25 protein-coding genes and 1 pseudogene are annotated in these 24,929 nt (G+C 66.5%); 20 read left to right on the top strand and 6 right to left on the bottom strand.

Annotation, left to right across the window (positions count from 1 at the left end; all coding sequences use genetic code 11):
* Positions 1–28: 28 nt before the first annotated feature.
* Entirely contained in the window at positions 29–1,564 is a 1,536-nt protein-coding gene (locus OV287_RS09995; RefSeq protein WP_267533776.1) for an ATP-binding protein, read from the bottom strand.
* A 241-nt stretch (positions 1,565–1,805) separates the two neighbouring features.
* Here OV287_RS09995 and OV287_RS09990 point away from each other — a divergent pair, with 241 nt between their 5' ends.
* The 5 genes from OV287_RS09990 to OV287_RS09970 all read left to right on the top strand — a co-directional run bounded on the left by OV287_RS09990 (position 1,806) and on the right by OV287_RS09970 (position 5,472).
* Positions 1,806–2,378, top strand: a complete 573-nt coding sequence (locus OV287_RS09990; protein ID WP_267533775.1) for a very short patch repair endonuclease — start codon at positions 1,806–1,808, stop codon at positions 2,376–2,378.
* Positions 2,379–2,440: 62 nt separating this feature from the next.
* Positions 2,441–3,973, top strand: a complete 1,533-nt coding sequence (locus OV287_RS09985) for a DNA cytosine methyltransferase (RefSeq protein WP_267533774.1) — start codon at positions 2,441–2,443, stop codon at positions 3,971–3,973.
* A 141-nt stretch (positions 3,974–4,114) separates the two neighbouring features.
* A complete protein-coding gene (locus OV287_RS09980) occupies positions 4,115–4,306 on the top strand; it encodes a hypothetical protein (RefSeq protein ID WP_267533773.1) in 192 nt (63 codons plus the stop codon).
* A 389-nt stretch (positions 4,307–4,695) separates the two neighbouring features.
* Entirely contained in the window at positions 4,696–4,860 is a 165-nt protein-coding gene (locus OV287_RS09975) for a hypothetical protein (RefSeq protein WP_267533772.1), read from the top strand.
* A gap of 45 nt (positions 4,861–4,905) precedes the next feature.
* Positions 4,906–5,472, top strand: coding sequence for a hypothetical protein (locus OV287_RS09970; protein WP_267533771.1), 567 nt, complete (start codon positions 4,906–4,908; stop codon positions 5,470–5,472).
* A gap of 18 nt (positions 5,473–5,490) precedes the next feature.
* Here OV287_RS09970 and OV287_RS09965 read toward each other — a convergent pair whose 3' ends face one another.
* Entirely contained in the window at positions 5,491–6,471 is a 981-nt protein-coding gene (locus OV287_RS09965; RefSeq protein ID WP_267533770.1) for a magnesium transporter CorA family protein, read from the bottom strand.
* Positions 6,472–6,919: 448 nt separating this feature from the next.
* Here OV287_RS09965 and OV287_RS09960 point away from each other — a divergent pair, with 448 nt between their 5' ends.
* From OV287_RS09960 to OV287_RS09925, 8 genes are all read left to right on the top strand, one after another.
* On the top strand, positions 6,920–7,201 hold the full coding sequence (locus tag OV287_RS09960) for a helix-turn-helix domain-containing protein (protein WP_267533769.1): 282 nt from the start codon (positions 6,920–6,922) through the stop codon (positions 7,199–7,201).
* A 142-nt stretch (positions 7,202–7,343) separates the two neighbouring features.
* Positions 7,344–7,595 carry a hypothetical protein gene (locus OV287_RS09955; protein WP_267533768.1) on the top strand — a complete coding sequence of 84 codons (252 nt, stop codon included), beginning with the start codon at positions 7,344–7,346 and terminating at the stop codon, positions 7,593–7,595.
* 166 nt (positions 7,596–7,761) lie between these two features.
* Positions 7,762–8,448 (top strand): TetR/AcrR family transcriptional regulator, encoded by a 687-nt coding sequence (locus OV287_RS09950; protein ID WP_267533767.1) that lies wholly within the window; start codon positions 7,762–7,764, stop codon positions 8,446–8,448.
* Positions 8,449–8,527: 79 nt separating this feature from the next.
* A complete protein-coding gene (locus OV287_RS09945) occupies positions 8,528–9,250 on the top strand; it encodes a Coq4 family protein (RefSeq protein WP_267533766.1) in 723 nt (240 codons plus the stop codon).
* A gap of 37 nt (positions 9,251–9,287) precedes the next feature.
* Entirely contained in the window at positions 9,288–10,532 is a 1,245-nt protein-coding gene (locus OV287_RS09940) for an NAD(P)/FAD-dependent oxidoreductase (protein WP_267533765.1), read from the top strand.
* Between the two features lie 38 nt (positions 10,533–10,570).
* Complete coding sequence (locus OV287_RS09935; protein WP_267533764.1) at positions 10,571–10,897, top strand: 2Fe-2S iron-sulfur cluster-binding protein; 327 nt, start codon at positions 10,571–10,573, stop codon at positions 10,895–10,897.
* Between the two features lie 51 nt (positions 10,898–10,948).
* Positions 10,949–12,187: a cytochrome P450 gene (locus OV287_RS09930; protein WP_267533763.1), complete on the top strand. Its 1,239-nt coding sequence runs from the start codon at positions 10,949–10,951 to the stop codon at positions 12,185–12,187.
* Between the two features lie 13 nt (positions 12,188–12,200).
* Complete coding sequence (locus OV287_RS09925) at positions 12,201–13,655, top strand: DHA2 family efflux MFS transporter permease subunit (RefSeq protein WP_267533762.1); 1,455 nt, start codon at positions 12,201–12,203, stop codon at positions 13,653–13,655.
* 122 nt (positions 13,656–13,777) lie between these two features.
* Here the strand turns inward: OV287_RS09925 and OV287_RS09920 are convergent, their stop codons facing one another.
* A complete protein-coding gene (locus tag OV287_RS09920) occupies positions 13,778–14,788 on the bottom strand; it encodes a hypothetical protein (RefSeq protein ID WP_267533761.1) in 1,011 nt (336 codons plus the stop codon).
* A gap of 386 nt (positions 14,789–15,174) precedes the next feature.
* Between OV287_RS09920 and OV287_RS09915 the strand changes: the two genes are divergently transcribed.
* The gene (locus OV287_RS09915) at positions 15,175–16,389 is read left to right on the top strand and encodes a M15 family metallopeptidase domain-containing protein (RefSeq protein WP_267533760.1); all 1,215 of its coding nucleotides are present in this window, start codon (positions 15,175–15,177) and stop codon (positions 16,387–16,389) included.
* Positions 16,390–16,411: 22 nt separating this feature from the next.
* Positions 16,412–17,659 carry a tetratricopeptide repeat protein gene (locus OV287_RS09910; protein WP_267533759.1) on the top strand — a complete coding sequence of 416 codons (1,248 nt, stop codon included), beginning with the start codon at positions 16,412–16,414 and terminating at the stop codon, positions 17,657–17,659.
* A 49-nt stretch (positions 17,660–17,708) separates the two neighbouring features.
* On the opposite strand, the gene OV287_RS09905 is transcribed toward OV287_RS09910, so the two are convergent.
* Together OV287_RS09905 and OV287_RS09900 are read right to left on the bottom strand one after the other, a co-directional pair.
* A complete protein-coding gene (locus OV287_RS09905) occupies positions 17,709–19,049 on the bottom strand; it encodes a DNA/RNA non-specific endonuclease (protein WP_267533758.1) in 1,341 nt (446 codons plus the stop codon).
* Positions 19,050–19,161: 112 nt separating this feature from the next.
* Positions 19,162–19,695, bottom strand: a complete 534-nt coding sequence (locus OV287_RS09900) for a gamma-glutamylcyclotransferase family protein (protein ID WP_267533757.1) — start codon at positions 19,693–19,695, stop codon at positions 19,162–19,164.
* Positions 19,696–19,859: 164 nt separating this feature from the next.
* On the opposite strand from OV287_RS09900, the gene OV287_RS09895 reads away from it, so the two are divergent.
* The 4 genes from OV287_RS09895 to OV287_RS09880 all read left to right on the top strand — a co-directional run bounded on the left by OV287_RS09895 (position 19,860) and on the right by OV287_RS09880 (position 23,724).
* A complete protein-coding gene (locus tag OV287_RS09895; RefSeq protein ID WP_267533756.1) occupies positions 19,860–20,792 on the top strand; it encodes a glutathione S-transferase family protein in 933 nt (310 codons plus the stop codon).
* A gap of 134 nt (positions 20,793–20,926) precedes the next feature.
* Positions 20,927–21,379, top strand: a complete 453-nt coding sequence (locus OV287_RS09890; RefSeq protein WP_267533755.1) for an ABA4-like family protein — start codon at positions 20,927–20,929, stop codon at positions 21,377–21,379.
* Positions 21,379–22,344 carry a hypothetical protein gene (locus OV287_RS09885; RefSeq protein WP_267533754.1) on the top strand — a complete coding sequence of 322 codons (966 nt, stop codon included), beginning with the start codon at positions 21,379–21,381 and terminating at the stop codon, positions 22,342–22,344. Before OV287_RS09890 ends, OV287_RS09885 begins: the two co-directional genes overlap by 1 nt.
* A 282-nt stretch (positions 22,345–22,626) precedes the next feature.
* Positions 22,627–23,724, top strand: a complete 1,098-nt coding sequence (locus OV287_RS09880; RefSeq protein ID WP_267533753.1) for an ADYC domain-containing protein — start codon at positions 22,627–22,629, stop codon at positions 23,722–23,724.
* Between the two features lie 35 nt (positions 23,725–23,759).
* Here the strand turns inward: OV287_RS09880 and OV287_RS09875 are convergent, their stop codons facing one another.
* Positions 23,760–24,635 carry a sigma-70 family RNA polymerase sigma factor gene (locus tag OV287_RS09875; RefSeq protein WP_506344831.1) on the bottom strand — a complete coding sequence of 292 codons (876 nt, stop codon included), beginning with the start codon at positions 24,633–24,635 and terminating at the stop codon, positions 23,760–23,762.
* 90 nt (positions 24,636–24,725) lie between these two features.
* Here OV287_RS09875 and OV287_RS56805 point away from each other — a divergent pair.
* Positions 24,726–24,833, top strand: a pseudogene (locus OV287_RS56805) (hypothetical protein); the annotation flags it as partial.
* Positions 24,834–24,929 lie beyond the last annotated feature (96 nt).

Raw genomic sequence — 24,929 nt, 5'->3', positions numbered from 1 at the left:
TTCTCTTTGAGCACAGGTGGCAGGCGAATCAGTGCCGCCTCGTCCCCAGTGCGTTGACGAACTTCGTGTACTGATCGAAGGGACTCATCGTGAGGATCCGCTGCCTGGCGGAGTCCGCAGTCTCTCCAGCCGCACGTAGCGCCTTGAAGAGTTCTTCAAGGACCTCGACCACCTTCGCGGGTGGATCGCTTTCGAACGCGGCCGCATGTGCCTCGGGCTTTTCCGCCGCATCCAGCCAGATGCGCTGCACTGGCACTGTCTCCTCAAGCAGGCGGAGGAGGGCATTGAGCGGCTTGGAGTCGGCCCCTTGCCTGTCCATCACGAACTTGACGAGGGGGTGGTCCCTCCGAATCCGATACCCGAGCCGACCGCGCGTGGTGACCGAGTACCAAGCATCTTCGATTGCAACGGTACCCGGTGAGTGTCCCCTCGCCCCTCGGTGCACGAACACTTCGCGGGCCCTCTTGCGGACCGTGTCCGCAAGCTCCCTCAGCCGTTCTTCCAACACTGCAGGAGGGCGAGCGCGAGACTTCTTCACGTCGATATCCCAGTCGGCATCCGTCGAGTTGGGGATGTCCACTCTCAACCGGGCGAGCTTGTAATGCTCCTCGTTGGCATACCCGAGGTTGAGCCAGCCTCCCGCCACGAGCAGGCGGCGTTCACGGTACACATAGAAGCCTTGCTGGGCATTCCACCCGCCCGGTCCACCCGCAGCCTCGTGCTCATCCTCCTTCATGCGGTCCTTGTGCGGCAGGACGTATCCCGTCACCAGGACGCGATTGCCCTGAAGCTCGAGCACATCCTCGGGAAACGAGTCCGTGGCCACATGGGTCGAACAGAAGGGATCCCACGGGTGCACCAACGAGTCGGTCTTGGTCCCGTTGAGATAGATGCGCAGAGGGGACTTGCCATCCTCCGCTTCGAGGTAGCGATGGAAGACCATGCCCAGGTGACGCCCGACCGAGCGCGCCAACGCAAGGAACCGATTCTGTGCCTGGACGTCGTCCTTGTGTGCCTTGCCGACGATGCGATCCATCTGCTCCCACAGAACGAGCGTCCCGTGGGTCTGGTCTCCCAGCGCGGAAATGCGTGATGCTGAACTGCGGGCCTCTGCTTTCAGCAGGCGCCACTGCCCGGTCCGTCCTACGTAATCGAGATCCCACCGACGGACTGTGCGCTCGTGCCCGGCCTTGATGGAGGCTACCGTGAGACGGCGGGCCTGTGAGAACGAGGCGGTCTTCAGACCCAGGCCGAACCGGCCCAGATCGTTCGGCTCCCGTTCATCCAGGGGGCTGCGGTTGCCGGGGCGCATGGCATCCGCCAACTCGGCCTCGCTCATCCCCCGGCCGTCGTCTCTCAGGGTGATGTACGAATCCGCCCCATTCCAGTGGAAGGTCAGCCAGACGTTCCGTGCGCCTGCGGTGATGCTGTTGTCAATGAGGTCGGCGAGGGCCGTCTGCACGCTGTAACCCACAGCCCGCAGCGCCTCGAGCATCGACGAGGCCCTCGGCTCGACAATCTCGTAATCGTCCTCTGAAGAAGCCTTGCCCGCTCGGCCTGCCATCGGGGCTCAGCGTATCTGGAGAGCCCCGCCATCAAAAGACCTGGAGGATGCAACCAGGCGTGCAGCACGGTGACGACTCAGTAGGTAGGGCGGCCTCGCGTATTCAACTGCAGGTGGAATTTCTCAACACCAGGAGAGGAACGCGCATGCCAGGGTCGGCCCGTTCAGCTTGACCTTTGAAGTAGCCCGCAGTGAAGTCAGACTCAATGCTGGCACGGGCACTTCACAAGGAGGGGGGGGCATGACACTCAGCCGCTCCGAGCAGATGTCGCGAATCCGAGGGAAGGACACTTCACCGGAGCGACTCCTGCGCTCTGCACTCTGGAAGGCCGGGCTCCGGTTCCGGCTGCAGGCGAGGACGCCACACGGAAGACCGGATGTCGTCTTCCCCAAGGCCCAGGTGGCCGTCTTCATCGACGGCTGCTTCTGGCACGGATGCCCGGAGCACTACGTCCGCCCCCGGACACGCAATGAGTTCTGGTCGGCCAAGCTCCTCGAAAACGTGGAGCGCGACCGCCGACAGACACTCCAGCTTGAAGCCGAGGGCTGGCGTGTGAGCCGGTTCTGGGAGCACCAGATCTTCGAGTCCCTGCCAGAAGTCGTGGAGACCGTACGCGCGGCCCTGGAGCAGGAGCAATGGAGCCCTCCCATCTCCTGGCGGGTCGTGAGGGTCGACGCGATTCCTGGGGAAGGCGACATGGAGCAGCGCTGGCAGGAGGAGTTGCGGCGCGCGCTGCCACAGCGCTCCGTGGTAGTCCAGAGGAGCACGAAGAAGTGGAAGAGGACACAACGTCCTTCCAGTAGCACCCTGTAGAAGAGTGAGAAGAGGGGCGGGAGGTGGCGACCCGAGTCTGCTGCGCTATAAGCCCCAGCGACATGGCGAGCATCGAGGCGAAGCTGAAAAGAATCCGCGCAGGAGAACCGCCCCGGCTGCTGGACCTGTTCTCAGGCTGTGGAGGCCTAGCGCTTGGCTTCGTCAGCGCAGGCTGCGTTAGCGTAGGTGGGGTCGAGCTCGACGCGGACGCCGCCAGGTCCTATGCCCGGAACTTCCACCCCCTCGAGAGCGGAAGGCCCGACGAGTGGCACGCATCGTCCAAGAACATCCTCCAGTATCCGCCAGAGGCAATGCTCAAGCACTTGGAGCGGAGTTCCTCCAAGGATGGGAAGGAGGGGGTCGATCTGATCGTCGGAGGGCCACCTTGCCCGGCGTTTACCCGAATCGGGCGCGCCAAGCTCCGGCAGGTCCGTCAGCATCCTGAAGCCTTCAAGCATGACCCCCGGGCGACGCTCTATCTGGAGTACCTCAAGTACGTCGAGGAGCTCAAACCCGTTGCCCTTGTCATGGAGAACGTCCCCGATGTGCTCAACTGGGGAGGGCTCAATCTGGGTGACATCATCTGCTCGGAGCTGGATCGGCGTGACTACAAGTGCGCCTATACCCTCTTGAACGCCGCTAACTACGGCGTCCCGCAGATGAGGGACCGGTTCTTCCTGGTGGCCGTCCACAAAAAGGCCCGGATCGATCCGGTCTTTCCTTTTCCGACCCGAAGGGTCGATTTTCCACCCGGATACTCCGGCACGCGCAAGGTCGCCCTGAAGAACATCCTGGCTGGCGACCGGTTATCGAGTCCCTGGTACAAGGAGCCGCCGCTGCCTGACTCCAATGCACCGCCGCCGGTCACTGCCGGAGAAGCACTGGGGGACCTGCCCAGGATCCGTGACCATCTCAAGAATGCCGGACGCCGTGGCCCTCGGAATCTGGATGGCCACCTGGAGTATGGAGATAAGTCACCCAGCACCTATGCACGGCTCCTGAAGAACTGGCCCCGCTTCGAATCGCCCGGATATTTGAGGGATCACGTCACGCGATATCTCACCCTGCGTGACTACCGGCTCTTCAAGGTGATGAAGCCAGGAGAGGACTACCCGAAGGCCTACGCCTACGCGGTGAGGGCCTTCGAGAAGAGACTCACCAGGGAACGACGCAAGGGACAAGTCCCGCCGGAAGGCTCGCGCGAGTACAAGGAGCTCCGCGCCGAGTACGTGCCTCCGTATGATCCGGGCAAGTTCCCGAACAAGTGGCGCAAGATGGGTGCGACAGAACCAGCCAGGACGCTGATGGCGCACCTGGGCAAGGACACGTACAGCCACATCCACTACGATTCGAACCAGAAGCGGGTCATCTCCGTCCGAGAGGCTGCCCGACTTCAATCCTTCCCCGATGGTTTCCGATTCGAAGGGAGGATGAACTCCGCGTTCCGCCAGATTGGCAACAGCGTTCCACCTCTGCTCGCGTGGGCCATCGCGGACGAGCTGCTTCTGCACCTGGAGGTCAAGACCCGGAACCCCTGGCCGGAACGTGTCCGAGAGAACGACCCGGCCCAGGGTACAAAGGTACGGGTGGCCTGAGGGGGCGAGTAGACGACGAGGGCATCCAGGCGCCTCCGAGCCCGTGCACGCGGGAACCGGGAGCATTAGATGACACGCATGCTCAAGCAGACATCTCCTCCCTGAGTCACTCGACGGCGTTGGACGATTGCCCTGCTGGCGGTGGCGTTCACCGATGAGCTGGCCACGGGCGTCGTTCCCTCCGGTACACCGGAGTTCCTGGCCACGTTCGAGCTGACGCCCGCGCAGGCAGCGGGCTGGACCCTCGTTGCCTTCCAGGTGCTCGGGGCGGTGCTTGAGCCCCCACTCCTGGCGATGGCGTACGGCCGCCGCGAGCGGCCGATGCGGGGGTAGGGCCTAGCGCTGATGTCGCTCACCACCCTTGCGGCGGCGCTCGTGCCGTCGTTCTGGCTGCTCCTCGCGGCGCTGATTCTCTACGGCCCGGCCAGTGGCCTCGGCACCAACCTGGCCCAGGCGGCGCCCGTCTTGGGCAACCCGCTGCGGGCGGAGACGGTGCTCGCGCGCTGGGAGCTGCTCGGCGCCCTGGGGGACCTGCTCGCCCCGCTGGTGCTGGCGGTGTCCGTGGTGCTGGGCTTCGGCTGGCGAGGGGCGCTGCTCGCGGTGGGTGCACTCGCGGCGGTGCAGGCGGTGGTCGCGCTGCGGGCACGCGGCACCACGCAGGCCCTGGACGGCTGCTCGCGAGCGCGGAGTACCGATGGGGATTCATCGGAGCCTTCGCGGACGTGGGCTCGGTGCACCAGAACGAGCTGGGCTGGCGGGACCCGAAGCTGGGAGTGGGCGCGCAGCTCTACTTCGGGGACACGGTGCACCTGTCGGTGGCCTGGCGCACGGACGAGCGGGCGTCGCTCACCCCCGAGGCGCGGCTGCTCTTCGTGCGGCCCTTCTGAGGAACCATGAGGGCACCCGGAGCGAGCACGAGGAGGAGGCTCGGCGTGGCGCTGGTGGCCGCGCTGGGCCTGCTCGCGCCCATGGCCCGGGCGGAGGAGCCACCGCGGGTGACGTGCTCGGCGACGCGGGTGGGGAGACGCGTGGTGGTGCGGCCCGAGGCGCTCGCGCTGGTAGCGCCCGAGTTGGAGCGGTTGATGCGGCTGGGGCTCGCGGGGCGGCTGGAGGTGGAGCTGACGCTACTGCGGCGCCGGCCACTGTGGTTCTCCGAGCGAATGGACGCGGCGCGGCTGACCCAGGTGCTGGTGTACTCGGCGAAGGAGGGCGGCTGGGTATTGGACGGCAGGCTGCTGGCGGGAGTGGGAACGCTGGAGTTGGAGCGGGTGGCGTGGACGCTGGAGGAGGAGCCGGAGGCGGAGGCAACCTTCGTGGTGGAGGTGGGGGTGCGGCTGCAAGTAGTGACAGCGGCGAGCCTGGGGAAGGTGGCGCAGTGGCTCACGCAAGGGGAGAAGACGGAGGCGGAGCGCTCGGCACTGACGCGAGGCCTGCTGCGCACAGTGGCCGAGGATCTCACGCGCCGCGCCGAGGGCCGCTGCTCTGTCCAGGCACCGTAGCTTGGATAGCGAGGACGGCTACCACCATCCTTTGCGCCTGGCCCAAACGAGCAGGGCAGCAGACATCACCAGCATGATCAGCAGAGCCATCATCAGGAGCTCGAGGTGGGTGCTCTCGCTGACAATGACGTTCATCCCGAGGATCGACGACAGGGCCGTGACCGGCAAGGTGACCGCGGCGATGACGGCCAGTCGTTCAGCGGCGATGGTCATCTTGGTATTGGTGCGTGCCTGGTAGAACTCGATGGTTCCCTCCAGATAATCCTTCTGCGCGTCGGCCATGGCGCGCAGGCGATCGAACTGATCGACGATGTCCTCGATGTACGACTGGCCCGCCTCCTGGAAGACAGCGATGGTCGCCATCCGCCCATACACTTCCCGGCTGAGCGCGCACATCGTTCGAGCGGTCAGCAGGCCATGGCGGGTCCTGAACATCTCTTCGAGGAACTGCTCGGGGTCTCCAAGTTGTCCCGCCGTGACCTGCTGCTCCAACCTCCAGACTTCACGGGTGAGCGCCGCCGTGTGGTCACGCAGCCGGGCCGTCAGCGCGGATACGATGGCGTGCGACAGCCGGTACGCGGAGGTCGGGCGCAGCCGGCCCGATTCGATGCGCCCCCGCACGGCCCGGACTTCAACCATGGCGGCGTCGAGGCTGACCGCCGCGTTCCACGGACCGTGGACGGTGATGAGATAGTTGCGGCCGATGAACTGGTCGAGCTCGACGTAGTGCACATGTCCTCTCGCGCCCAACTCTGGGGCATGCAGGACGACGAACACGTGGTCTGCATACACGTGCACCTTGGGAACCGTGTTGCGCTCCTTGCAGTCACGAACAGCCAGCGGATGGAGCTTGAACACATCCGCCAGGACTCGCTCTGCCTCGGCGTCCCAGGTAGGAATATCTACCCAGACCAACCCATCTTTGCGGCCGAGCAGAGCGGCAAGCTCATCGACCGAGTGCTGCTCGATGGCTGTGGGAGTCAGAAACCTGATGTCCAATCCGAGTTCCTCCTCCGGGGCATGACGCCGCTCCGGAGGGAGATAACACGCAGGGATCGGCCCAACCCAACCGTGGAGTCTCGCCACGCGACCCGATGTGTCCTGCGCCAACGGTTTGCGCCAGTCACCGGGCCAGGGAAGGAACAGAATGTGAGTCAAACCACGCAATCATCTCCCGGTCGCCCTCTTCATTTCGTGAGACTTCCCTCCCCCTTCGCGTGCACTCTGCGCGTGTGCAGACACGACTCGGTGAACTCCTTCAGGCGTGGAGTCCTCCCGCGGGCAGCGCGGAGGCAACGTATGCAGCCAGCTTTCAGCGCATGGCCGAGCTGCTACTCAACACAGCCCTCTGCTACGTCGGCGGACGACCCCACCGCTTCACCGAGCTCGAGTTCTACGCCACCAGCCCAGACCATCCAGACCCGTTCACCCATGGCGACCCGATGCAGTGCGAGCGGGGACGCTGGTACTTCCACCGCTCGGGGCCCGGCCCTACCGGTTCCTGACGGAGCCGGCACGCATCAAGAAGGGACGGCTGCATGTCGCCGTGGCGCTCCACGCCCAGGGGCACCCGGCGGAAGAGGTGGCACGGTTGACGGGCTCCAATGTGTCGCAGGTGCGCCGGTACATCGCCCAGTACGAAGCGGGCAGGGGTCTCGCTCCCGCGGAGTTTGCCCGGGACCTGTCCGCGGACGAGACCTGCCAGCTGCTCGGTGCCTGCGCGCGTTGAAATGCGCTATCTGCTCCATCCGACGAAGCAGGCGCTGTGAAGACGGCCCGCCCCTCATCCCGAAGCCTACGGTGTCTCGGCCCGAACGGTGTGGTTGCGGACCCGGAACTCGTTGTCGAAGTGGCCGCTCTTGAGTGCCACCTTGCCGAGATCATCGGTGGGAGGCGCGTCGGAGCGGAAGGCGAAGCGGTCGGCCAGGAGCACCTCGCTGCCACCCGGGGGCGGAGGGGCCGAGAAGGGCCCCAAGCAATCGACACGTCAGCGCGATGCCGACCGCACGCGCGCCGCGCTCATCGACGCCGCATGGCCCCTGTTCTCCACGCAAGGCTTCGCCAACACCCGCCGCTGGCTGGAGGCCGCGACCCAGGCGATCGCCGACGAAGGCGAGACCTGAGGGCAGTCCCCCTCCCTCGAGCGGGGTGCATGTGCGCCTCGAAGCCACCAGCGGAGACCGCTCCCCTCCTCACCAGGCACACATTTAAGTCAATTGACTTTTTCAGTCATCCGACTTAGTTCTTATCCCGTGGGCTTGAGGACGAGCAATCCCCCCGGAGAGCGTGATGAGTGCCAACGACAGCAAGCGAAAAGGTCCTGGTGCGCCGGTGAGCCCGAGCAAATCCGACCGGGGCAGCGAGACACGCGAGCTGATCCTCGCCACCGCGGAGCGGCTGTTCGCCGAGCACGGGGTGGAGGCCGTCTCCAATCGCCAGGTGAGCGAGGCGGCGGGCCAGTCGAACAACTTCGCGGTCGGCTACCACTTCGGCACCAAGGATGACCTCGTGCTGGCGATCGTGCGCCGTCACTCCGAGTCGATCGAGCGGCGGAGGACCGACATCCTCGCGGAGATCACCGACTCACCCGACCTGCGCGACTGGGTGTCCTGCGTCGTGCGGCCGATGACCGAGCACCTCGCCTCGCTGGGCACCCCCACCTGGTACGCGCGGTTCATCGCCCAGGTGACGACCCATCCCTCCTTACGAGAGCTCGTGATCAACGAGACGATCTCCACGCGGTCGATGCAGCAGACCATCGAAGGTCTCTTCCGGCTGCTCCCGCGTCTCCCCGAGGAAGTGCGGCAGGAGCGGAGCTACATGAACCGGTTGATGATCGTGCACATGTGCGCCGAGCGGGAACGCGCGCTGCACGATGGCACCGCGACGCCACGCTCCTCGTGGGAGGCCACCGCGACCGGACTGGTCGACGCGCTCGTCGGAGTGTGGCTGGCCCCCGTTACCGCCCGGCGGTGACCCGGGCCGCTCGCCAGTGGTGGGACCGCTCACGACTGAGCCGTCCAGACGTCGGAAATAACCGAAAGGAAGTGCGCTGATGAATGCGAATCAGGTCAGCAGCCCCCCCATGCTCGACTCCGAGCCCCTGACCCTGCCCGACAACGCATCCCTGTTCACCCGCCTGCGCGTGGCACTCAAGTGCCTGAAATTGGTCAGGGGCGACGAGGGAAATCCCACTTACGGCCAGCTGCTCAATATCTGCCTGGACCTCAATGTCTATGAATCGCTCGTCCAGCAGCTCCAGCGCACCGACGAGGGGCGCCGCCTGCTGTCCGAGCGTCCTTCCCTACAGGGCAAGGAGCTGGACCTGGCCGCGCTGGAGCGCCTGCCGGAAGGTACGCTCGGCCATGAGTTCGCGCGCTACTTCCGCGACAACAAGATCTTTCCCTTCGAGACGACGCTCGAGCTCAAGAACGACGTCGACTTCATCGGCAAGCGCTACCGCGAGACGCATGACCTGTTGCACGTGCTGACGGGCTACAAAACGGACGTGATGGGCGAGATGGAGCTGCAGGCGTACGCCCTGGGCCAACTGGGGATCCGGACCGCGATGCTCATCCTGCTGGTTGGCACGCTCGCACAAATCAAGGCGCCGCAATCCGGCCTCGGTCGGTCCGAATACCTGCAGCGGGTATGGGCCGCGTACCACCGTGGCCGCGCGTCCCAGCGGTTCCTCGACTTCAGGTTCGAGGACCACTGGGAGACCCCCGTGGCCACGCTGCGCGAGCGGCTGTGCGCCCCCGTGGAGCGGATGAACTGACGGCGTGAATGACCCGCGGCACACCGGGAACAACCCAATGGAAGAGCGCATCATCATCGTAGGAGCCGGCCAGGCCGGTGGCGAGCTGGCTGCCGGCTTGCGAAAGCAGGGCTACAAGGGGCGCGTCCTCCTGTTGGGAGACGAGGCGCATCCGCCCTATCAGCGGCCTCCGCTCTCGAAGGGCTTCCTGCAGGGAAAGGTGGCGCTGACCGACCTCTACCTCAAGCCGCTGGCGACCTATGAGCGCTTCGACATCGAGCTGAAGACTGGCACGCGCGTCGAGGCCATCGACCGCTCCACTCGGGAGCTCTCCCTGAAGGATGGGAGCCGGCTGGCCTATGACAAGCTCGTTCTGGCCACGGGAGGCCGAGCACGTCCCTTGAGCTTTCCCGAGCTCGACACCGCGCGGCTCGAGAACCTGTTCTCCGTGCGGTCCATCTCCGACGTGGAGGCGATGCGCGGTAAGTTCGTCCCCGGCAACCGCCTGGTCATCATCGGCGGCGGCTACGTGGGGCTCGAGGTCGCGGCCGTCGCTGTGCAGCTCGGGCTGCATGTGACGCTGCTGGAGGCGGCGCCTCGCCTGCTCTCCCGAGTGACGGGGCCGGAGGTGTCCTCGTTCATCGAGCAGCTCCACCGCGAGCGGGGCGTGGAGTTCCGACTCTCCTGCCAGGTGCGGGGCCTGGAGCTCGACGAGGCACAGCGCCAGGTGCGAGGGGTGAGCCTCGCCTGTCACGGCGTGCCCGAGCGACTCGAGGCCGACCTGGTGCTGGTGGGAATCGGCCTCATCCCCAACACGGAGCTGGCCTCCGCGGCGGGACTGGCCGTCGACAATGGCATCGTCGTGGACGAGTACGCCTGCACGGCCGATCCGAACATCCTCGCCATCGGGGACTGCGCGAATCAGCCCAGCACCTATACAGGCGGACGCCTCCGGCTCGAGTCCGTGCCCAATGCCATCGAGCATGCGCGCATCGCGGCGGCCACCCTGATGGGCAAGCGAGAGCCCTATGCCGCCATTCCCTGGTTCTGGTCGGACCAGTACGGCTTGAAGCTACAGATGGTGGGGCTCTCCACCGGCTACGAGCAGTGCGTCACGCGGGGCTCCGTCGAGGGCAAGGAGTTCTCGGCCTTCTACCTCAAAGACAGACGGGTCATCGCCGCGGATGTCATTGGCCGCCCCGCGGAGTTCATAGCCGCGAAGCGGCTGGTCTCGAGCCGGGCGGAGGTGGACGCCACCCGCCTGGGCGACGCAGCCGTCCCGCTTACCAGCCTCGCCGCTTGAAGACAGTCAACACCCGGAAGGAACACCCAGGAGAAACCATGGCGAAGATCAAATTCATCGAGGCGGACGGGAAGGAACACCAGGTCGAGGCGCAGGAGGGACAGTCCGTCATGCAGGCGGCGATGGACAACCTCGTGCCAGGAATCGTCGCCGAGTGCGGAGGCTTTGCCAGCTGCGCGACCTGCCACGGCTACGTCGATGAAGCCTGGATGACGAAGCTCCCCTCTCCCGATGCGGCGGAGGCGAGCATGATCGAGTGCGCCTTCCACGTGCGGCCCAATAGCCGGCTGACCTGTCAGCTCAAGGTGACGCCCGCGCTGGATGGGCTGGTGGTCCGTCTTCCCGTCTCGCAGACGAGCGAGTGAGGACCGGGCAGGCCACCGCGCTTTTTCTCCAACACCCAGAGAGGTTCGAACATGAGTTCATTTGGCAGCGGACAGAAGTTGGACAAGCTTCCCGCGCACGTCCCGCCGGAGCTGGTCTACGAATACGACAACGCCAGGGATTCGCGGATGCTCGAGGATCCGCACGCCCGGATGCGCTCCCTCGTCCTCGAGGCCCCGCCCATCTTCTTCTCCCCGCATAATGGTGGCACCTGGTTCGTGACCCGGAAGAAGGCCATCGTGGACATCACGATGAACCCGGAGGTCTACAGCAACAGCTTCATCTCCGCCGCGGCCTCGGGGGAGCACGGGGAACACAAGGAGCAGCAGCAGGGCTTCATGCTGCTGCCCATCTCGGCGGATCCGCCGCAGCACACCGCTTACCGAGCGCCGCTCAACCAGCCGCTGTCGGCCAAATCCGTTGCCGGACTCGAGACGGCGATCCGGGAGATGACGAACGAGCTCATCGACAAGGTGCTCGCCACGGGACGCTGCGACTTCCTCTCGGACGTCGCCGAGCCGCTGCCCGTCACGTTGTTCATGAAGCTGGCTGGCATGCCGACCGACCGCCTGGCGGAGTTCCGTCACCTGGCCACGCAGGCGACGTCCGCCACGGTGGATCACGCAACCCGCGAGGGTGTCTTCAAACGCATCGCGGGGATCCTGGCGGAGACCATCAAGTCCCGGCAGGAGAAGCGTGAGGATGATCTGGTCAGCCGGCTGCTCGACTCGAACATCAACGGCCGCAACCCCAACTTCCACGAGATGCTGGGCTACAGCATCACCTTGTTCCTCGGAGGGCTGGAGACCGTGGTGAATGCCCTGAGCTTTGGCGTCCGGCACCTGGCGCGCGACCAGGAGCTGCAGGCGAAGCTCCGGGCCGACCCCAGCCTCCTGCCCGGAGCCATCGAGGAGCTGCTGCGGCTCTACGGCATCGCGTCCACGCCCCGACGGGTGATGCGCGACGACGTCTGCCATGGCGTCCAGTTCAAGAAGGGCGACACGGTGTTGTTGCTCCTGCCAGCGGCCAACTACGACGACACGGCGTTCCAGAACCCCGAGCAGTTCGTCATTGGCCGGACGGAGCAGCACATGACGTTCAACACGGGCCCGCACCGGTGCGTCGGGCTGAACCTGGCCCGCCTGGAGATGAAGGTGTTCTACCAGGAGTGGTTGAAGCGCGTACCTCCGTTCCGGCTGGACCCCGAGAAGAAGCCGCAGTTCATTGGCGGCTTCAACCTGGCGATCACGAGCCTGCCGCTGGTCTGGTAATAGCCAGGGACCCATGCACCCATCCGAAGCGCCGCGAGCCACCCGATTCTGGCCCTTCATGTTCGCCCTCTTCGTGGGGTCGTTCATGTCCGTGCTGAGCTCCAGCACGATCACCATCGCCATTCCCGAGCTGCAGCGGCACTTCGGCGCCGAGCTCTCCCTGCTCCAGTGGACCCTGACGGGGTTCATGCTCGCCATGGGCACGAGCGCACCGCTCACCGGCTATCTCGGTGGGCGCTTCAGTTTCAAATGGGTGTACGTGGCCACCCTGGTGGGCTTCATCCTGGCGTCCGTGCTGTGTGGATTGGCCTGGGATGCGCGCTCGCTCGTGGCCTTCCGGTTCCTGCAGGGCGCGTTCTGCGGCGCCATCATGCCGGTGACCATGACGCTCATCTACCAGGTCGTTCCACGGGAGCAGCAGGCGCTGGCCGCCAGTCTCTGGAGCCTGGCGTCGAGCCTCGCTCCCGCGTTCGGGCCGACCTTCGCGGGCTGGTTGATCACCCTGGGCAACTGGCGCTGGTTGTTCTTCTTCAACGTTCCGCTCGGCCTCGTCGCCGTGGGCCTGGCCGTGCGGACCATTCCCTTCTACCGCCTGCAGGTTCCCAAGGCGTTCGATCTGCCCGGGCTGCTCTCCGTCATCACCGGCACCCTGTCGCTTCTGATCGCCTTGAGCCAGGGTCGGGAGTGGGGGTGGAGCAACGGGAAGACCGTGTCCCTGCTCATGCTCGGGACGCTGTCGCTGACCTTCTTCGTCATCAGGGAATTGAGGACGAGCGCTCCGCTGCTCGACCTGCGCGTGCTCGCCAACGGCCGCTATGTGGTGACGCTGCTCGTCTCGAGCATCATCACGATCAGCCTGTACTCGGGCGCGTTCCTCGTGCCGCTGTTCCTGCAGAAGATCCAGGGGGTGACGCCGCTCGAGACCGGGTTGATCCTCCTTCCGTCCTCCCTGGCCATGGCGCTCCTGATGCCTCTGGTGGGACGCCTGTACGGCACGATCGGGCCGAGCACGCTCATGACGGCCGGCGTCCTGATGATCGCGGGAGGCACGTATGCCTTGAGCCGTTTGACGCCGGAGATTCCACACTCCTACATGCTGGCGTGGATGGTGGTGCGCAACGTGGGAATCTCGCTCGCCCTGATGCCGGCCAGCAACGCGGGCATGGAGCAGATTTCCCGCGAGCTGAGCGGCCACGCCTCCTCCATCAGCAACTGGCTGCGAAACGTGCTCGGGGCGTTCTCGATCGCCATCTTCACGTCGCTCCTGTCCACCTTCACCTCCCGGGAGGCGGAGGTGCTCGTGCAGCAGGGGATGACGGAGCGCCGTCAGATCGAGCTGTTCTCGTTCGTGGCGGGCATCAACGACGTCTACCTGGTGGCCACGCTCGTTGCACTGGTGGCCGTGCCACTCAGCCTGGGAATCCGCAAGCAGCCGGCGGTGCTCAAGACCCCCGCAGAAGCGCGATAGGGCCCGGCGGGGCACGTCACCACCAGCAGGAGGGAATATGGAGCCTCCGCTCCCTGCTGGGATGCGACTCGACCACCGGACTCCGGGGGAGGGAGGTCACCTCGCCCCGGAGCGCGGGGAAATTACTCAGCCCAGTAGGTGTCGGTCAGCACGCTGAAGCCGTTCACGGTGTCGACGAAGATGGAGACGCTGTGCCCGCTCCAGGGGTCGTTCGCGTAGCCGAAGGTGCAGCCCTTGAACGAGCGGCCCGCGGTCAGCGCATCGAGGTTCGCCAGGCCGGCGGAGACCACGCTGCTGGGGATCACGTTGTTCCGGTTGGCGATGGCCAGCGCGGAATTGACCGCGGAACGCACCTCGGCGGCATTGGCCAGGTTCGGCCGGACGGTCGCGCCAGACGGGACGCTGCTCGGCTCGAGCCCGAAACACACCAGCCCACCGTAATTGTAGCTACCGTTGGTCGTCACGTACTGCCACCAATCGAAGTGGCGAGCCATGTACGCACCGGTGTGCCCCACAGGCGCCGCGTTCGCCGCGGCGATGAGCGCCTCGAAGGGCCGGCTCAGCGTGGCCGAGTTCCGGATGCTCCGCAGGCTCACCTCGCCAATCCCCGCGGTGTTGGAGATGGCCTGGACCGACGTGAACGGACGCGCGTTGAGGAGGTTCACGGCGCCATTCCACGCGTCCGGCAGGACGTCATGCAGCTCGCTGTCGTCGATGGTGTTCACCAGCGACACGATCGCGGCGGCGTCATCGGTGGAAACCGCGAGGCCGTCCAGGACGCCAACACAGCTGGAGCCGATGAAGCCCTGGCTCCGGGCACCGCCCGCGAGCTGCTCGAGACGAGCCTGAGCGACCAGCCGAACCGAGGACACGTCCGCCAGGGACACGAACGGCGACGTCGTGCGCCGGGCGACGAGGTTGGAGACGACGTCGCTCGGCAGGTACAGGTCCAGCGTCTGGAACGACGCAGTGTTCACGAAGGTGAGGATGCCCTGGCACTCCGGGGCCACGTCCACGTCCGTGCTGGTGAGCGCCGCCTGCTGCTGGGCGATGGGCTCGGAGGACGGCTCGAGTTCGGCACCACAACCGGCGAACACACCTACTGCGAGAAGCGCTGCACTGAGACGACGCATCGGGGACTCCTTTGGGGGGGATACGACAAGGGGGGGACTGCTCGAGACACCAGGCCCACCCGGCTCACAGGCGCCGCTCCTACACGTGGATTGGCCAGGGCCGTGGACTGGAGCCACGGCGCCCTCCTGCTTCGCGGGGAGCGTTCTGGGCAGGACTGCCTTCCAGGTGATACTGGAATAAGCAGAAAAATTCAATCACGATGAGACCATTTGCCCTCCTACTTGCCGGTGACATTTCGGTGACACGCTCCATGCTGAGAGGCGCGTGCATGACTGCCTGCCTCACATCGGGAGCCGGGCATGTCTGTTCCTGCGACGACCGCTTCCTGGGGTGACCGGGACCGTGGACATGGCGCCCCGGGGTAAGGCGGCGGAGGGAACAGTCCATGAGCAAACTCCGGGCCGGATGGCTGGCCGGCGTTGCCTGCATCGGCATCGCGCTGGGAGGACTCTCGTGCGCCAAGCGTCCAGCATCCGAGGAGGCCACGGGAACGGGAGGGTCGGGAGAGAAAGCGCCTCTGGGACAGGCGAGCGCGAAGCAGGGAGGCCAGGAGATCTTCCTGGAGGTGCTCGAGCTGTCGGTCGGCAAGCCGGAGAAGGACGAGGCCTCGCGGACCTCCTTCGTGACAGGGGAGCCCATCTCCACGCGAGGCCGCGTGCGCAACGCGAAGGAGCTCGAGAGCCGCATCCAGTGGCACCTCCAGCCGGTGGGGCCGCAGACAGCGGACGCGGATCCCACCACGCACGAGGGGCAGGACGCTGTCTTCCGCGCCTTCTCGCGCGTGGGCACAGCGGGCAGCCGCCAACCCAACCCCCCGCTGGAGTACGAGCTGGTGGCCTCGGTGCTCCTGGAGAATGGAGAGGTGCTCCAGGTTCGCCTGCCTCCCACCACCTTCCTCCGGCAGGATCTGGAGGACGTGCTCCGGCAGGAGTACGTGGACTTCGGAACGAGCTTCCGGCCGAGCCGCACGCAGCTCTCCATCCCAGGCCGACGCACCTTCAACACCGGTAACTACACCGTCATCGCCGAAGAGGACGCGGGCGGGCTGGCGCACCTGCTGGAGCAGCTCGACGGGAAGATCCGGGCACTCCTCAACAACGACGTGCAGGAGAAGCCGGTAGGGACGCGCGGGCTGTCACCGGGGACGGTGGTGGTCTCGCCTGGTGGGGCCATTCTCGAAGTGGGGGCACTCGGAGACACCGACCCTCAGGGAGACGACCTCTGCGCAGGTCCCCGGGTTGGCAATCGGTGCACGGGTTCCATCCTCGCCGGGCCCAATGGCACCGCCGACACGCGAGCCAACAACCGCGAGCTGACCTGGAAGCTGGAGGACTTCGTCAGCAGTGCCTTCCGCAATCCGCAGCGCAACCGCGCCGCTGGCTCCGTGGTCATCAACAGCCACCACACCCGTGGGCGCGCGCTGGACCTCGACCCGCGTCGGATGCCTGTCCCAGGGAAGACGCCCCAACAGTTGATGTGCATCGTCGAAGCGGCCGGGGACGCGGTCGTCGGCGAGCGTGACTCCTTCACCGAGCGCGGCGCCACCCGCTTCCTCGATTGCAACGACCCGATGGCCGACCACGTTCATGTCGAGCGCTGACAACAGGAAAGGAAGCCCGAACATGCGTCGTTACACCTTCCCTCTGTTCGCTTGCTCCATGCTCCTGGCCGCGGCGGCCTGCACCCACCGGCCCACCCCGGCCCCGAGTCGCTCCTCGGCAAGCCCTCCTTCCTCATACGGCCCCACCACGGGCACGGGCGGCTCCTCTACGAGTGGCTCCTCCGATAGCGGCCCCTCTCCGGGTGACGACTCCAAGAGCCCACCCGCTCCGAGCGGCCTCGCCCCCCTCGCGCAGACGCCTTCCCTCGTGCCCTCGCCGCCCTCACCGGCGGCCCGCGAGGCCCTGCAACTCTTCCAGGTGGGCTGCCCGGCCGAGGGCTTTGATGACATCACCTGCGAGAAGGCGGTGCGCCAGCTCGAAGCCGTCGTGCGTGAGGACCCACGCCAGCTCGACGCGAGACTCGCGCTCGCGGATGCCGTCTGGAATCAGGCCTTCCGCCAGCCCGCGGGCAGCGCGGAGCGCGCACAGCTCCGCCAGCGCTCACTCGACCTCTACCAGCAGCTCGTGAGCCAGGATGTTCCCGATGCACGGCCGTACTACGAGCTCAGCGTGCTGACACGAGACCCGGACACCCGTATTCGGCTGCTGCGACGCACCCTGGCTCTCGAACCGAAGCACCCCGAATCCCATGCGGCTCTGGCGTGGCTGCTGCTGGAGCAGGGCAAGACGGACCAGGCCGTGCGCGAATACCTCACCCACCTCTCGCTCAACCCGAGCCGGGAGCGTGCGAACGCGCTCGAGGACATCCGCTTCGCCAGCAGGCTCGGCGAGCTCGGGCACGTACGCGAGGCGGCGCGGATATACGACGCCATCTGGGATGCCACCCGCGAGGAGAGCCGCGCCGAGCGTTGCCAGATCTTCAAGACCGTGGATCTGGACCCCTACGAGCGCATCGGCGCCCGCTTCGCGAAACAAGTCCGCGAGAGCCGCGCCTACTGCTCCGACATGCCACGCGTGGAACGAGCACAGGAGATGGAGCGCCAGGGGCAGGACGAAGCCGCTGTGAAGGAGTTGGAGCGCCAGATTCAAGAGAACCCCGTCCCCGTGGAGCCGTACCTCGCGCTGGAGAGCATTCACCAGAAGCAAGGCCGGGTGGCGGAGGCCGCGGCCGTCATGACGCGCTACTTCCAGCAGGAGAAGCACCCCGAGGAGCGCTGCCGGCACTTCAGGACGCTCTCTCCTGAGACGGTGCGGGCCATGGACCCGCCCCTGGTCCAGGAATTGGACCGCGCCTGCCGTGGACGGTGAAGACCCTCATGCCGGAGCCGCATGACCGAGGGCGTTGCACCGTCTCGGCTCAGCGCCGTGGCCACAACAACGAGGCCGCCTCGTACATGCTGTCGTTCTCGAAGGCCACCCGGGCCGAGGTGTCCGACTCCAGCTTCGCCTGGACGGACTCGGGGAGCTGCGCGTACAGGTCCTGTCCCAGCAACTCCTCGAGGCGGTCCACCGAGGTGCGCGAGGCCTCGAGGAAGGGCGTGATGTCGGCCTTCTTCGTCGGTGCGTCCTTCAGGTTGGGCACCATGTAGGCGAACATGCTGAGATTGCCATTGGGCAACTCCAGCAACACTGTCTTGAATTGGTGCGTGGGCACCGCGATGCGGCGCTCGTTGGCGCCCATGGTCTCGCGAGCCTCGGGCGGCAACGGCTTGCCCTGGGCATCCAGGTACAGGTTGCCGGTGATGATGGAGGCCTTGCCTCCAGTGGCCTCCACCAGGTCGTTCACCGCGCCCTCCAGCGTGCGCCACGTCTGCCGGTTCAGGTCGGGGTACTGCGGCGCGACGTTGCTCAGCAGGTGGCTCTCGTCCATGGCCTCCTGCGTGGGCGAGTCCTCCGCCGGCTTCATGTGGCCGCGGTCGAATCCCGTGCCCGTGTAGTCCGAGTCCACCACTCCCGCGCTCCCCAGCTCTGGATCTGTGTGGAAGTGGCTCTTCTCCCGGTCCACGTCCACGGGGGTCTCCTGGATGTCCGCCGCGGACAGCAGGTAGCTGACGAAGGTGGGCACGTTCGTGGCGTCGTCCACGGACAGCCGCATGTACTCCTTCACTCGCGACAGTCCGCCCTCAGAGCCCGTGGGGCGCAGCGGGTCCACCTCTCCCGCGCTCTCGGCCACCTTGCTCTCGAACATGGCCACCTTCTGGTCCGGCAGCCACGTGGTGTCTTTCACCCTCCCCTCCTTCATGTCCTGGAGGTAGATGTCCAGCTCGGCACGCGAGAGCTTCCCGTCCGCGTTGCCTCCGAGCAGGTCCGCGCGACGAGCCACCGTGTCCTGCCAGTTACTGTCGAAGGAGTCCACCTCGGTGGAACGTGCGCCCCCCGCCAGCTTCTGCTCCATCGCCGCGCGCTGCTGTTGCAAGGCCGTCGAGGTCAGGAAGCGCGAGTCCTCGGGCCGCGCAAGATAGGCGTCCACTTCCGCCGCGGACACACTGCCGTTACCGGAAGCCCCATCCGCCGCCTTCAGCAGCCCCGCTTCCCAGCTCCCGTCCGCCCAGCCGAACTTCCTCTGCAGTTCGGCGATAGGCACTTCACGTGAGGCGGAGCGGCGCCAACTCCCGGACTCGGAGGGGACGGTGTTCTCCACCGTGATGAGGGATTCCCGCTTGGGCACCGCGGACGTGCTCGTCGGACGGATTTGCATCCGCGTGACTCCCAGGGGTTGTCTCCCCGCCCGGCGGGACGTGGAGAGGGGGTACGGAATTATCGGATCCTGCCTCCGGAAAGTTGCGTCCGGAGAACCGCCTCCAAGCACGTCAGGGCTGGCGAACCCGCTGGGCCTGCGCTCGCTGGACGGTCTGGACGAGGCGGGCTTCGGCCTGGAGCCGCTCCACCTCGTCCGCTGGCAGCTTCGCGTGCTCGGCGGCTCGGGCCAAGGCCACGAGGAAGGCCACGCTCACCGGACCCCGAGCCGGATGCCGCGGGGCAGCTGGAGTGAAGGCTCGTGCGGAGATCAGGGCTCCAGAGGCCGTACGGACGCGAACCGGACGCTCCCGAGTGGCCTCGGCCAACACCTTCTCCACTCGCGCCACCAGGGGCCAGGTGGGAGGAGGCAGGGTCCTGAGTTGCCCGAGGACGCGTCGGCCCGGAGCGTCCACGAGCCTCGCCACCCGCCCCTTCCAGACAGCGGAGGGCACGTCGTAGACGAGCTCCACGTCCAGCGCCTCGGCCAGCTCGCCCTCTGGAAAGGATGGGAGGGACACGCCCCGGAGCCGCTCGCTCGCGAGCTCTGGCGCGAGGGCCAGGGAGAAGGCGAACCAAGGCAGGGGCGTGGGGCCAGGGCCAGACATGTGCCCAGTCTGCCTGGGACGCGGCTGGGAAGGAATCCGCGGACACCTCGAGACCCGAGAAGTGAGCAGCAGAGCGCACCGCGAGCAGTTAATTCTCGCCTGCTGAAGCGGGCAACGGGAAGACTCGGGGCTCCGTCATCCACCATGACCGGATCGGAGCCACCATGTCCCGACTCATCCTCCACCACTACCCCCGCTCCCCCTTCTCCGAGAAGGTCCGCACCATCCTCGGCTTCAAGGGCCTGCAATGGACCTCCGTCTTCATTCCCGCGATCATGCCCAAGCCGGATGTGCTCGCCCTGACGGGCGGCTATCGCAAGACTCCGCTGCTGCAGATCGGCGCGGACATCTACTGTGATACGGCGCTGATCGCGGACGTGCTGGAGCGGCTCGCGCCAACGCCCACGCTGTATCCGGCGGAGTCAGCGGGGCTGTCGCGCATCCAGGCGCAGTGGGCGGACTCCACTCTGTTCTGGACCGTGATTCCCTACAGCTTCCAGCCAACGGGCGTGGCGAGCCTCTTCGGCAACATGCCGCCCGAACAAGCCAAGGCGTTCCTGGCCGACCGCGCGGCCTTCCGCGCCAACGTGCCGTCCATGCGAGCACCGGAAGCAACCGGGGCGCTGACGCTGTATCTCGAGCAGCTCAACGCCCAGCTCGGGGACGGACGGCCTTGGCTGCTTGGCGGGTCCACGAGCATTGCTGACTTCTCCGTCTACCATGGGCTCTGGTTCGTCCAGCGGGCCGGCCCGCTCGCGGGCATCCTCGAGCCCCACACACGCGTGGTGGCCTGGATGGAGCGCGTTCAGGCGTTCGGCCACGGCACCTCCGACAAGATGGAGAGCAGCGAGGCTGTCGAGCTCGCGGCCTCCAGCAAGCCGCTGCCTACGGAAGGAGAAGCCTTCCTCGACCTGCACGGCCTCTCGCGGGGTGCTCGCGTGACGGTCGCACCGACGGACTACGGCGTGGATCCGCTGGAAGGCGAGCTCGTGCTGTCGCGCCCGAATGAGCTCGCGGTCCGGCGGGTCGACGCGCGCGCGGGCGAGGTCGTGGTGCACTTCCCCCGCCTCGGCTTCCAGGTCCGAAAGGTGGAGTGAGCCCGCCGCTTCCGGCCCCTGCATGGGGCCTCGTTCGCGGTGATGTTGACACTGGATACATTCGATGTTTACATTAGAAACATGAACGCGGGCGAACCGCTGGAGGAGCCATGGACGGCGAGCTGGTACTAAAGGTGCTGAACGTTCCGGTACTGCTGGGCTGGGGGGCGATGCTGTTGGCGCCCCGGGCCCGGGTCACACGGTGGGTGCTGGAGAGTGACGTCATCCCTCTGGTGATTGGCGTCGTCTACCTGACGCTGGTGGCGCCGCACCTGCCGGGTCTGCTCAGCCAGTTCGACACGCTGGAGCACATCGGGGCCGCCTTGCAGCGCCCCGGGATGCTGCTCGCGGGGTGGATCCACTACCTCGCGTTCGACTTCCTGGTGGGCAGGGTCGTGCTGGCGGACGCCCAGCAACGGGGCATCCCCCACCTGCTCGTCGCGCCCTGCCTCGTCCTGACCTTCATGCTCGGCCCCACTGGCTACCTCGCCTACGCGGCCGTCCGTCTCTTCACCCGGCGCTTCCTGCCAGCCATCGCCTCGCTGCCCAAGCCGGCCGCGCCCCTGGCCACCGAAGGAGTCCGCTAATGTCCGCCTCCACCGCCCCCCTGTCCGCGCGCTCGCTCTGGAGCCGAGCCTGGTCCCTCTCTCCGACCCTCGCCGTCGCCACCGTTGTCATGGCCCTGGGCGCGGTGGTCACCACGCTCGGGCTCCTCCTGGATTCACGGCAGCTGGTGGGTGAGCCCGTCTGGCTCAAGCCGACGAAGTTCTACCTGTCGCTGACCGCGTACAACGCCACGGTGCTGTACTTCTTCTCCTTCCTCACCGAGAAGCGGCGGCTCGTCCGGCTCTCGGGGCACATCCTCGCCGCGGCTGGCGTCATCGAGATGGTCGCCATCACGCTCCAGGCGGCACGCGGGGTCCGCAGCCACTTCAACGTGGCCACCCCCTTCGACGCCGCCATCTTCAGCATGATGGGCATTGCCATCACGGTGCTGTGGGTGACGATGATCGTGCTCGCCATCGCGCTGCTGCGCTCCCGGCTGGCAGATCGCCCGCTCGCGGCGGCGCTGCGCATCGGCTTCATCGCGGCGGTGATTGGCATGGGGCTGGGTTTCTTCATGTCGAGCCCGAACGCGGCGCAGCTCGAGGCCATGAAGGCTGGGCAGCGGGTGGTCGAGTCGGGCTCGCACACCTTCGGCGTACCGGACGGTGGCCCGGGGCTGCCCCTGGTCGGCTGGAGCACCGAGGCCGGCGACATGCGGCCGGCGCACTTCCTCGGGCTGCACGCCATGCAGCTGCTCCCCATTCTCGCGACGCTGCTCGCGCGCCGGCGGCACCTCTCCGAGACGCAGCGCCTGGCGGCCATCCGCGCCACGGGCGTCGCCTACACCGGGGTGACACTGGTGCTCGCGGTGCAAGCGCTCCGGGGCCTGCCCATCATCCGCTGGGACGCAGTAGGCATCGCGGCCCTGGCGCTGGTGGTCGCGGCGTCCCTTGCCACGGCCGCCGCTACGCTGCGACACCCGCGCATCTCCACTGCGGTGGCCTGAGCTCGGAGATGTGACGCCGCGGCGCCGAAACCCGGCCCCGCAGCGGGCAGGCGGCGCCGACGACCCTGCCCAGGACATGGCCGACGCCAACTGCGAGTTCCCCAACAACATTCCGTGAGGCGGAGAACAGCGGGTGTCGACCTTGTCCACACACCCAGCGCCAGGGGGCCGCCCGAGAAATAGCGCGCGAATTTCCTGCATGATTGCGCAAGTCACCGGCTCTCTTCGTTGCGGGCCAGCGATTCAAGCCCAACGCCTTCAATGCAAAGGAGAGAGCGCGCCATGACCGCGACGAAGAAGTATCTGCTTGCCTGGATGTGCCTTCAGCTTCCTCTGCTGGCACACGCCGAGTCCCCCAAGCCCGCGAACGTGGCGCCTCAGCTGTCCGACGCCGAGCGCTATGCGCGGCGATGCCAATCCCAAGCGCCCCACCGGGCCATCAAGCCCCAGGGGACAATGCTGTGGGGCACCCGGCGGCACTGGGACACCGAGAAGGGGGCCGACGAGCGCAGCAGCGTGCTCGTCTCAGCCAACCTCAATCCCCTGAAGCAGTCCAATTCCCAGGTGAAGGCCCTGAAGCTCGAGGGCGGGCGCCTGGTGGCTGCATCCACCACCGCCCTCGCGCCAGTGCCTCCCACGGAGAGGGGAATCATTGGCAGCGTGCTCCAGGGAGCAGCGAGTGACGGCAGTCCGGTGGAGGTGGCCATCTGCGGCGCCGAGCCCTCCGCCGAGGACCCCGGGGTGATCTGGTACCGCATCGAGGCCTGGAACGCGGTGGCCCAGGAGTGGGAGAACCCCTGTGTCGCCCTGGACCGAGTGCCCGACCCCCGGGCGTTCGCTGTGAGCGGCGTCTGGGACGCGAGCGGAAACCACCACGACCCCCCGGATAAAATCACCTTCGCCTGTGAGAACGGCGCCATCACCAAGTGCATCCGCTGGGGCTACAATCCCTGGGCGAGCCGCGATGGACACTCGATGGCCGACCTCCACCAGGCCTGCACGCGCATGGCCCGCGCGGACTACTGCGGCAACGGCCGCAGCCACACGCACGAGGACACCGCCCTCGACATCTATGATCAGCGCGGCGTGCTCTCGCGGACGACCGAGTCCTCGGCGGACTGGGATGTCGCGCGGGCCTCGTTCGAGGCGGCATGGGCGCCCGATGGAGCCACCTGCCTGGCGCGGACTCGCGACGGCCGCGCTCTGGCAACGATTCTCCAGGAGTGCCCCAACCGCTTCCGCACGGACACCTCGCTGGAGCTGGGCAAGGGAGACCGCTGCACGATGCGGCGCACGGACGTGGACCCCGCGACCTCGCTGCTGCGCAACCAGTCCTATGGACCCCCGAAGGACGTCAGCTCACAGAGCGACAGTCTATAGGACTCCTCGTGAATTGCCCCCCGCGTCAGCCCTGGCTAGCTCATATCCAGTTCGAACTTGCTATCGAGCGCGGAGATGAAGCTTTCGAAATCACGGCGGGAGAAGTCCAGCTCCTCCCGCAGTCGGCGCTCCGTCTCATCACGGACCATCTCCCGAGCAGTCTTCAACCAACGGGAGACCGTCGATTGATTGACGCCAAAGAGCGCGGCCAGCTCGTACGACGACAGCCGATCGACGACATGGAGGCGGATCAGATAAAGCTTGTCGGCCGGAAGCACGGAGAAGGCCCCGTTGATGGCCTGACGGAGGATGGCGCGGGAGCGCTCGCCGATGAGGGCCCGCTCAGGGCCGTCGCCAGGCGTCGGCAGGTCCGGGAAGAAGATGGTCGGGTCCATGGGCTCGGCCTTCACGCCTTCCCGCTGCTTGTTGGCAATGCGCGCGGCGGTCGTACGCACCCAGCTCAGCAGCGTGCCTCGCCCTGTGTATTCAGCAATCTTGGGGCCACTCTCGGGCGTGGAGACCAGGAGTTTCACGCGCACCAACTGGCACACGTCGTCAATCATTGCGTCGGGGTGATTGGAGCTCCTGAGCATCCGCGGCAGCTGCGAGAGGTAGTCTCGCTCGAGAAACTCGATGGCAGGGCCAATCCTTCGCATGCAAGCACACGCGAGATAGAGCTCCGTCAGGGAAAGCTTCTCGAGGAGTGGCTCGAGAGGGCTGTTGGGATCTGCCTCGGGCAGCCGCGCGGCGAGGTGCGTCAGGAATGACTCGGCGGGCACATTCACGGCCGGCCATGGCGCACGAGAGGTCTCCCAGGTCTGGATGAGCAGGCGTTCAAAAGCGTCGGTATCTTCGGGAGGAGCGAAGCGCACTTTCGCGTGCGCGAGAAACGTTGCAGTCAACCCGGGCATTCTCATTGCTGTACCATGCGCTTCGCCGGGCCAGCAATGGGTGCCATCGAGCACCGACCGGTCCACGAATAGCCTGAGCCCTTCGACGCCATGCGTCCATCTGCCTCCAGCGACGACCAGTCGAACGCATCTGAATGCCTGACAGACGAGATCCTGGTCGATCTCCTCGATGGCCAGCTGTCTGACGACACGCGGGCCAATGTCCATCGGCACGCCGCCGAGTGCGACAGCTGCCGGACCCTCCTCGCCTCGGTCGCACCCTGTGTCCCAGGCCCACCACCAGGAGTCCAAGAC

It is taken from the genome of Archangium lansingense (assembly GCF_026626635.1).
Lineage (GTDB): Bacteria > Myxococcota > Myxococcia > Myxococcales > Myxococcaceae > Archangium > Archangium lansingense.
Note: the sequence above shows the minus strand (reverse complement) of the source record. Positions and strands in the feature narration are given on the sequence as shown.

What these genes read in the sequence shown, in the direction of transcription:
- OV287_RS09995 (WP_267533776.1), bottom strand. Translation starts at nt 1,564, where the DNA reads ATGGCAGGCCGAGCGGGCAAGGCTTCTTCAGAGGACGATTACGAGATT.
- OV287_RS09990 (WP_267533775.1), top strand. Translation starts at nt 1,806, where the DNA reads ATGACACTCAGCCGCTCCGAGCAGATGTCGCGAATCCGAGGGAAGGAC.
- OV287_RS09985 (WP_267533774.1), top strand. Translation starts at nt 2,441, where the DNA reads ATGGCGAGCATCGAGGCGAAGCTGAAAAGAATCCGCGCAGGAGAACCG.
- OV287_RS09950 (WP_267533767.1), top strand. Translation starts at nt 7,762, where the DNA reads ATGAGTGCCAACGACAGCAAGCGAAAAGGTCCTGGTGCGCCGGTGAGC.
- OV287_RS09945 (WP_267533766.1), top strand. Translation starts at nt 8,528, where the DNA reads ATGAATGCGAATCAGGTCAGCAGCCCCCCCATGCTCGACTCCGAGCCC.
- OV287_RS09940 (WP_267533765.1), top strand. Translation starts at nt 9,288, where the DNA reads ATGGAAGAGCGCATCATCATCGTAGGAGCCGGCCAGGCCGGTGGCGAG.
- OV287_RS09935 (WP_267533764.1), top strand. Translation starts at nt 10,571, where the DNA reads ATGGCGAAGATCAAATTCATCGAGGCGGACGGGAAGGAACACCAGGTC.
- OV287_RS09930 (WP_267533763.1), top strand. Translation starts at nt 10,949, where the DNA reads ATGAGTTCATTTGGCAGCGGACAGAAGTTGGACAAGCTTCCCGCGCAC.
- OV287_RS09925 (WP_267533762.1), top strand. Translation starts at nt 12,201, where the DNA reads ATGCACCCATCCGAAGCGCCGCGAGCCACCCGATTCTGGCCCTTCATG.
- OV287_RS09920 (WP_267533761.1), bottom strand. Translation starts at nt 14,788, where the DNA reads ATGCGTCGTCTCAGTGCAGCGCTTCTCGCAGTAGGTGTGTTCGCCGGT.
- OV287_RS09915 (WP_267533760.1), top strand. Translation starts at nt 15,175, where the DNA reads ATGAGCAAACTCCGGGCCGGATGGCTGGCCGGCGTTGCCTGCATCGGC.
- OV287_RS09910 (WP_267533759.1), top strand. Translation starts at nt 16,412, where the DNA reads ATGCGTCGTTACACCTTCCCTCTGTTCGCTTGCTCCATGCTCCTGGCC.
- OV287_RS09905 (WP_267533758.1), bottom strand. Translation starts at nt 19,049, where the DNA reads ATGCAAATCCGTCCGACGAGCACGTCCGCGGTGCCCAAGCGGGAATCC.
- OV287_RS09900 (WP_267533757.1), bottom strand. Translation starts at nt 19,695, where the DNA reads ATGTCTGGCCCTGGCCCCACGCCCCTGCCTTGGTTCGCCTTCTCCCTG.
- OV287_RS09895 (WP_267533756.1), top strand. Translation starts at nt 19,860, where the DNA reads ATGTCCCGACTCATCCTCCACCACTACCCCCGCTCCCCCTTCTCCGAG.
- OV287_RS09885 (WP_267533754.1), top strand. Translation starts at nt 21,379, where the DNA reads ATGTCCGCCTCCACCGCCCCCCTGTCCGCGCGCTCGCTCTGGAGCCGA.
- OV287_RS09880 (WP_267533753.1), top strand. Translation starts at nt 22,627, where the DNA reads ATGACCGCGACGAAGAAGTATCTGCTTGCCTGGATGTGCCTTCAGCTT.
- OV287_RS09875 (WP_506344831.1), bottom strand. Translation starts at nt 24,635, where the DNA reads ATGCCCGGGTTGACTGCAACGTTTCTCGCGCACGCGAAAGTGCGCTTC.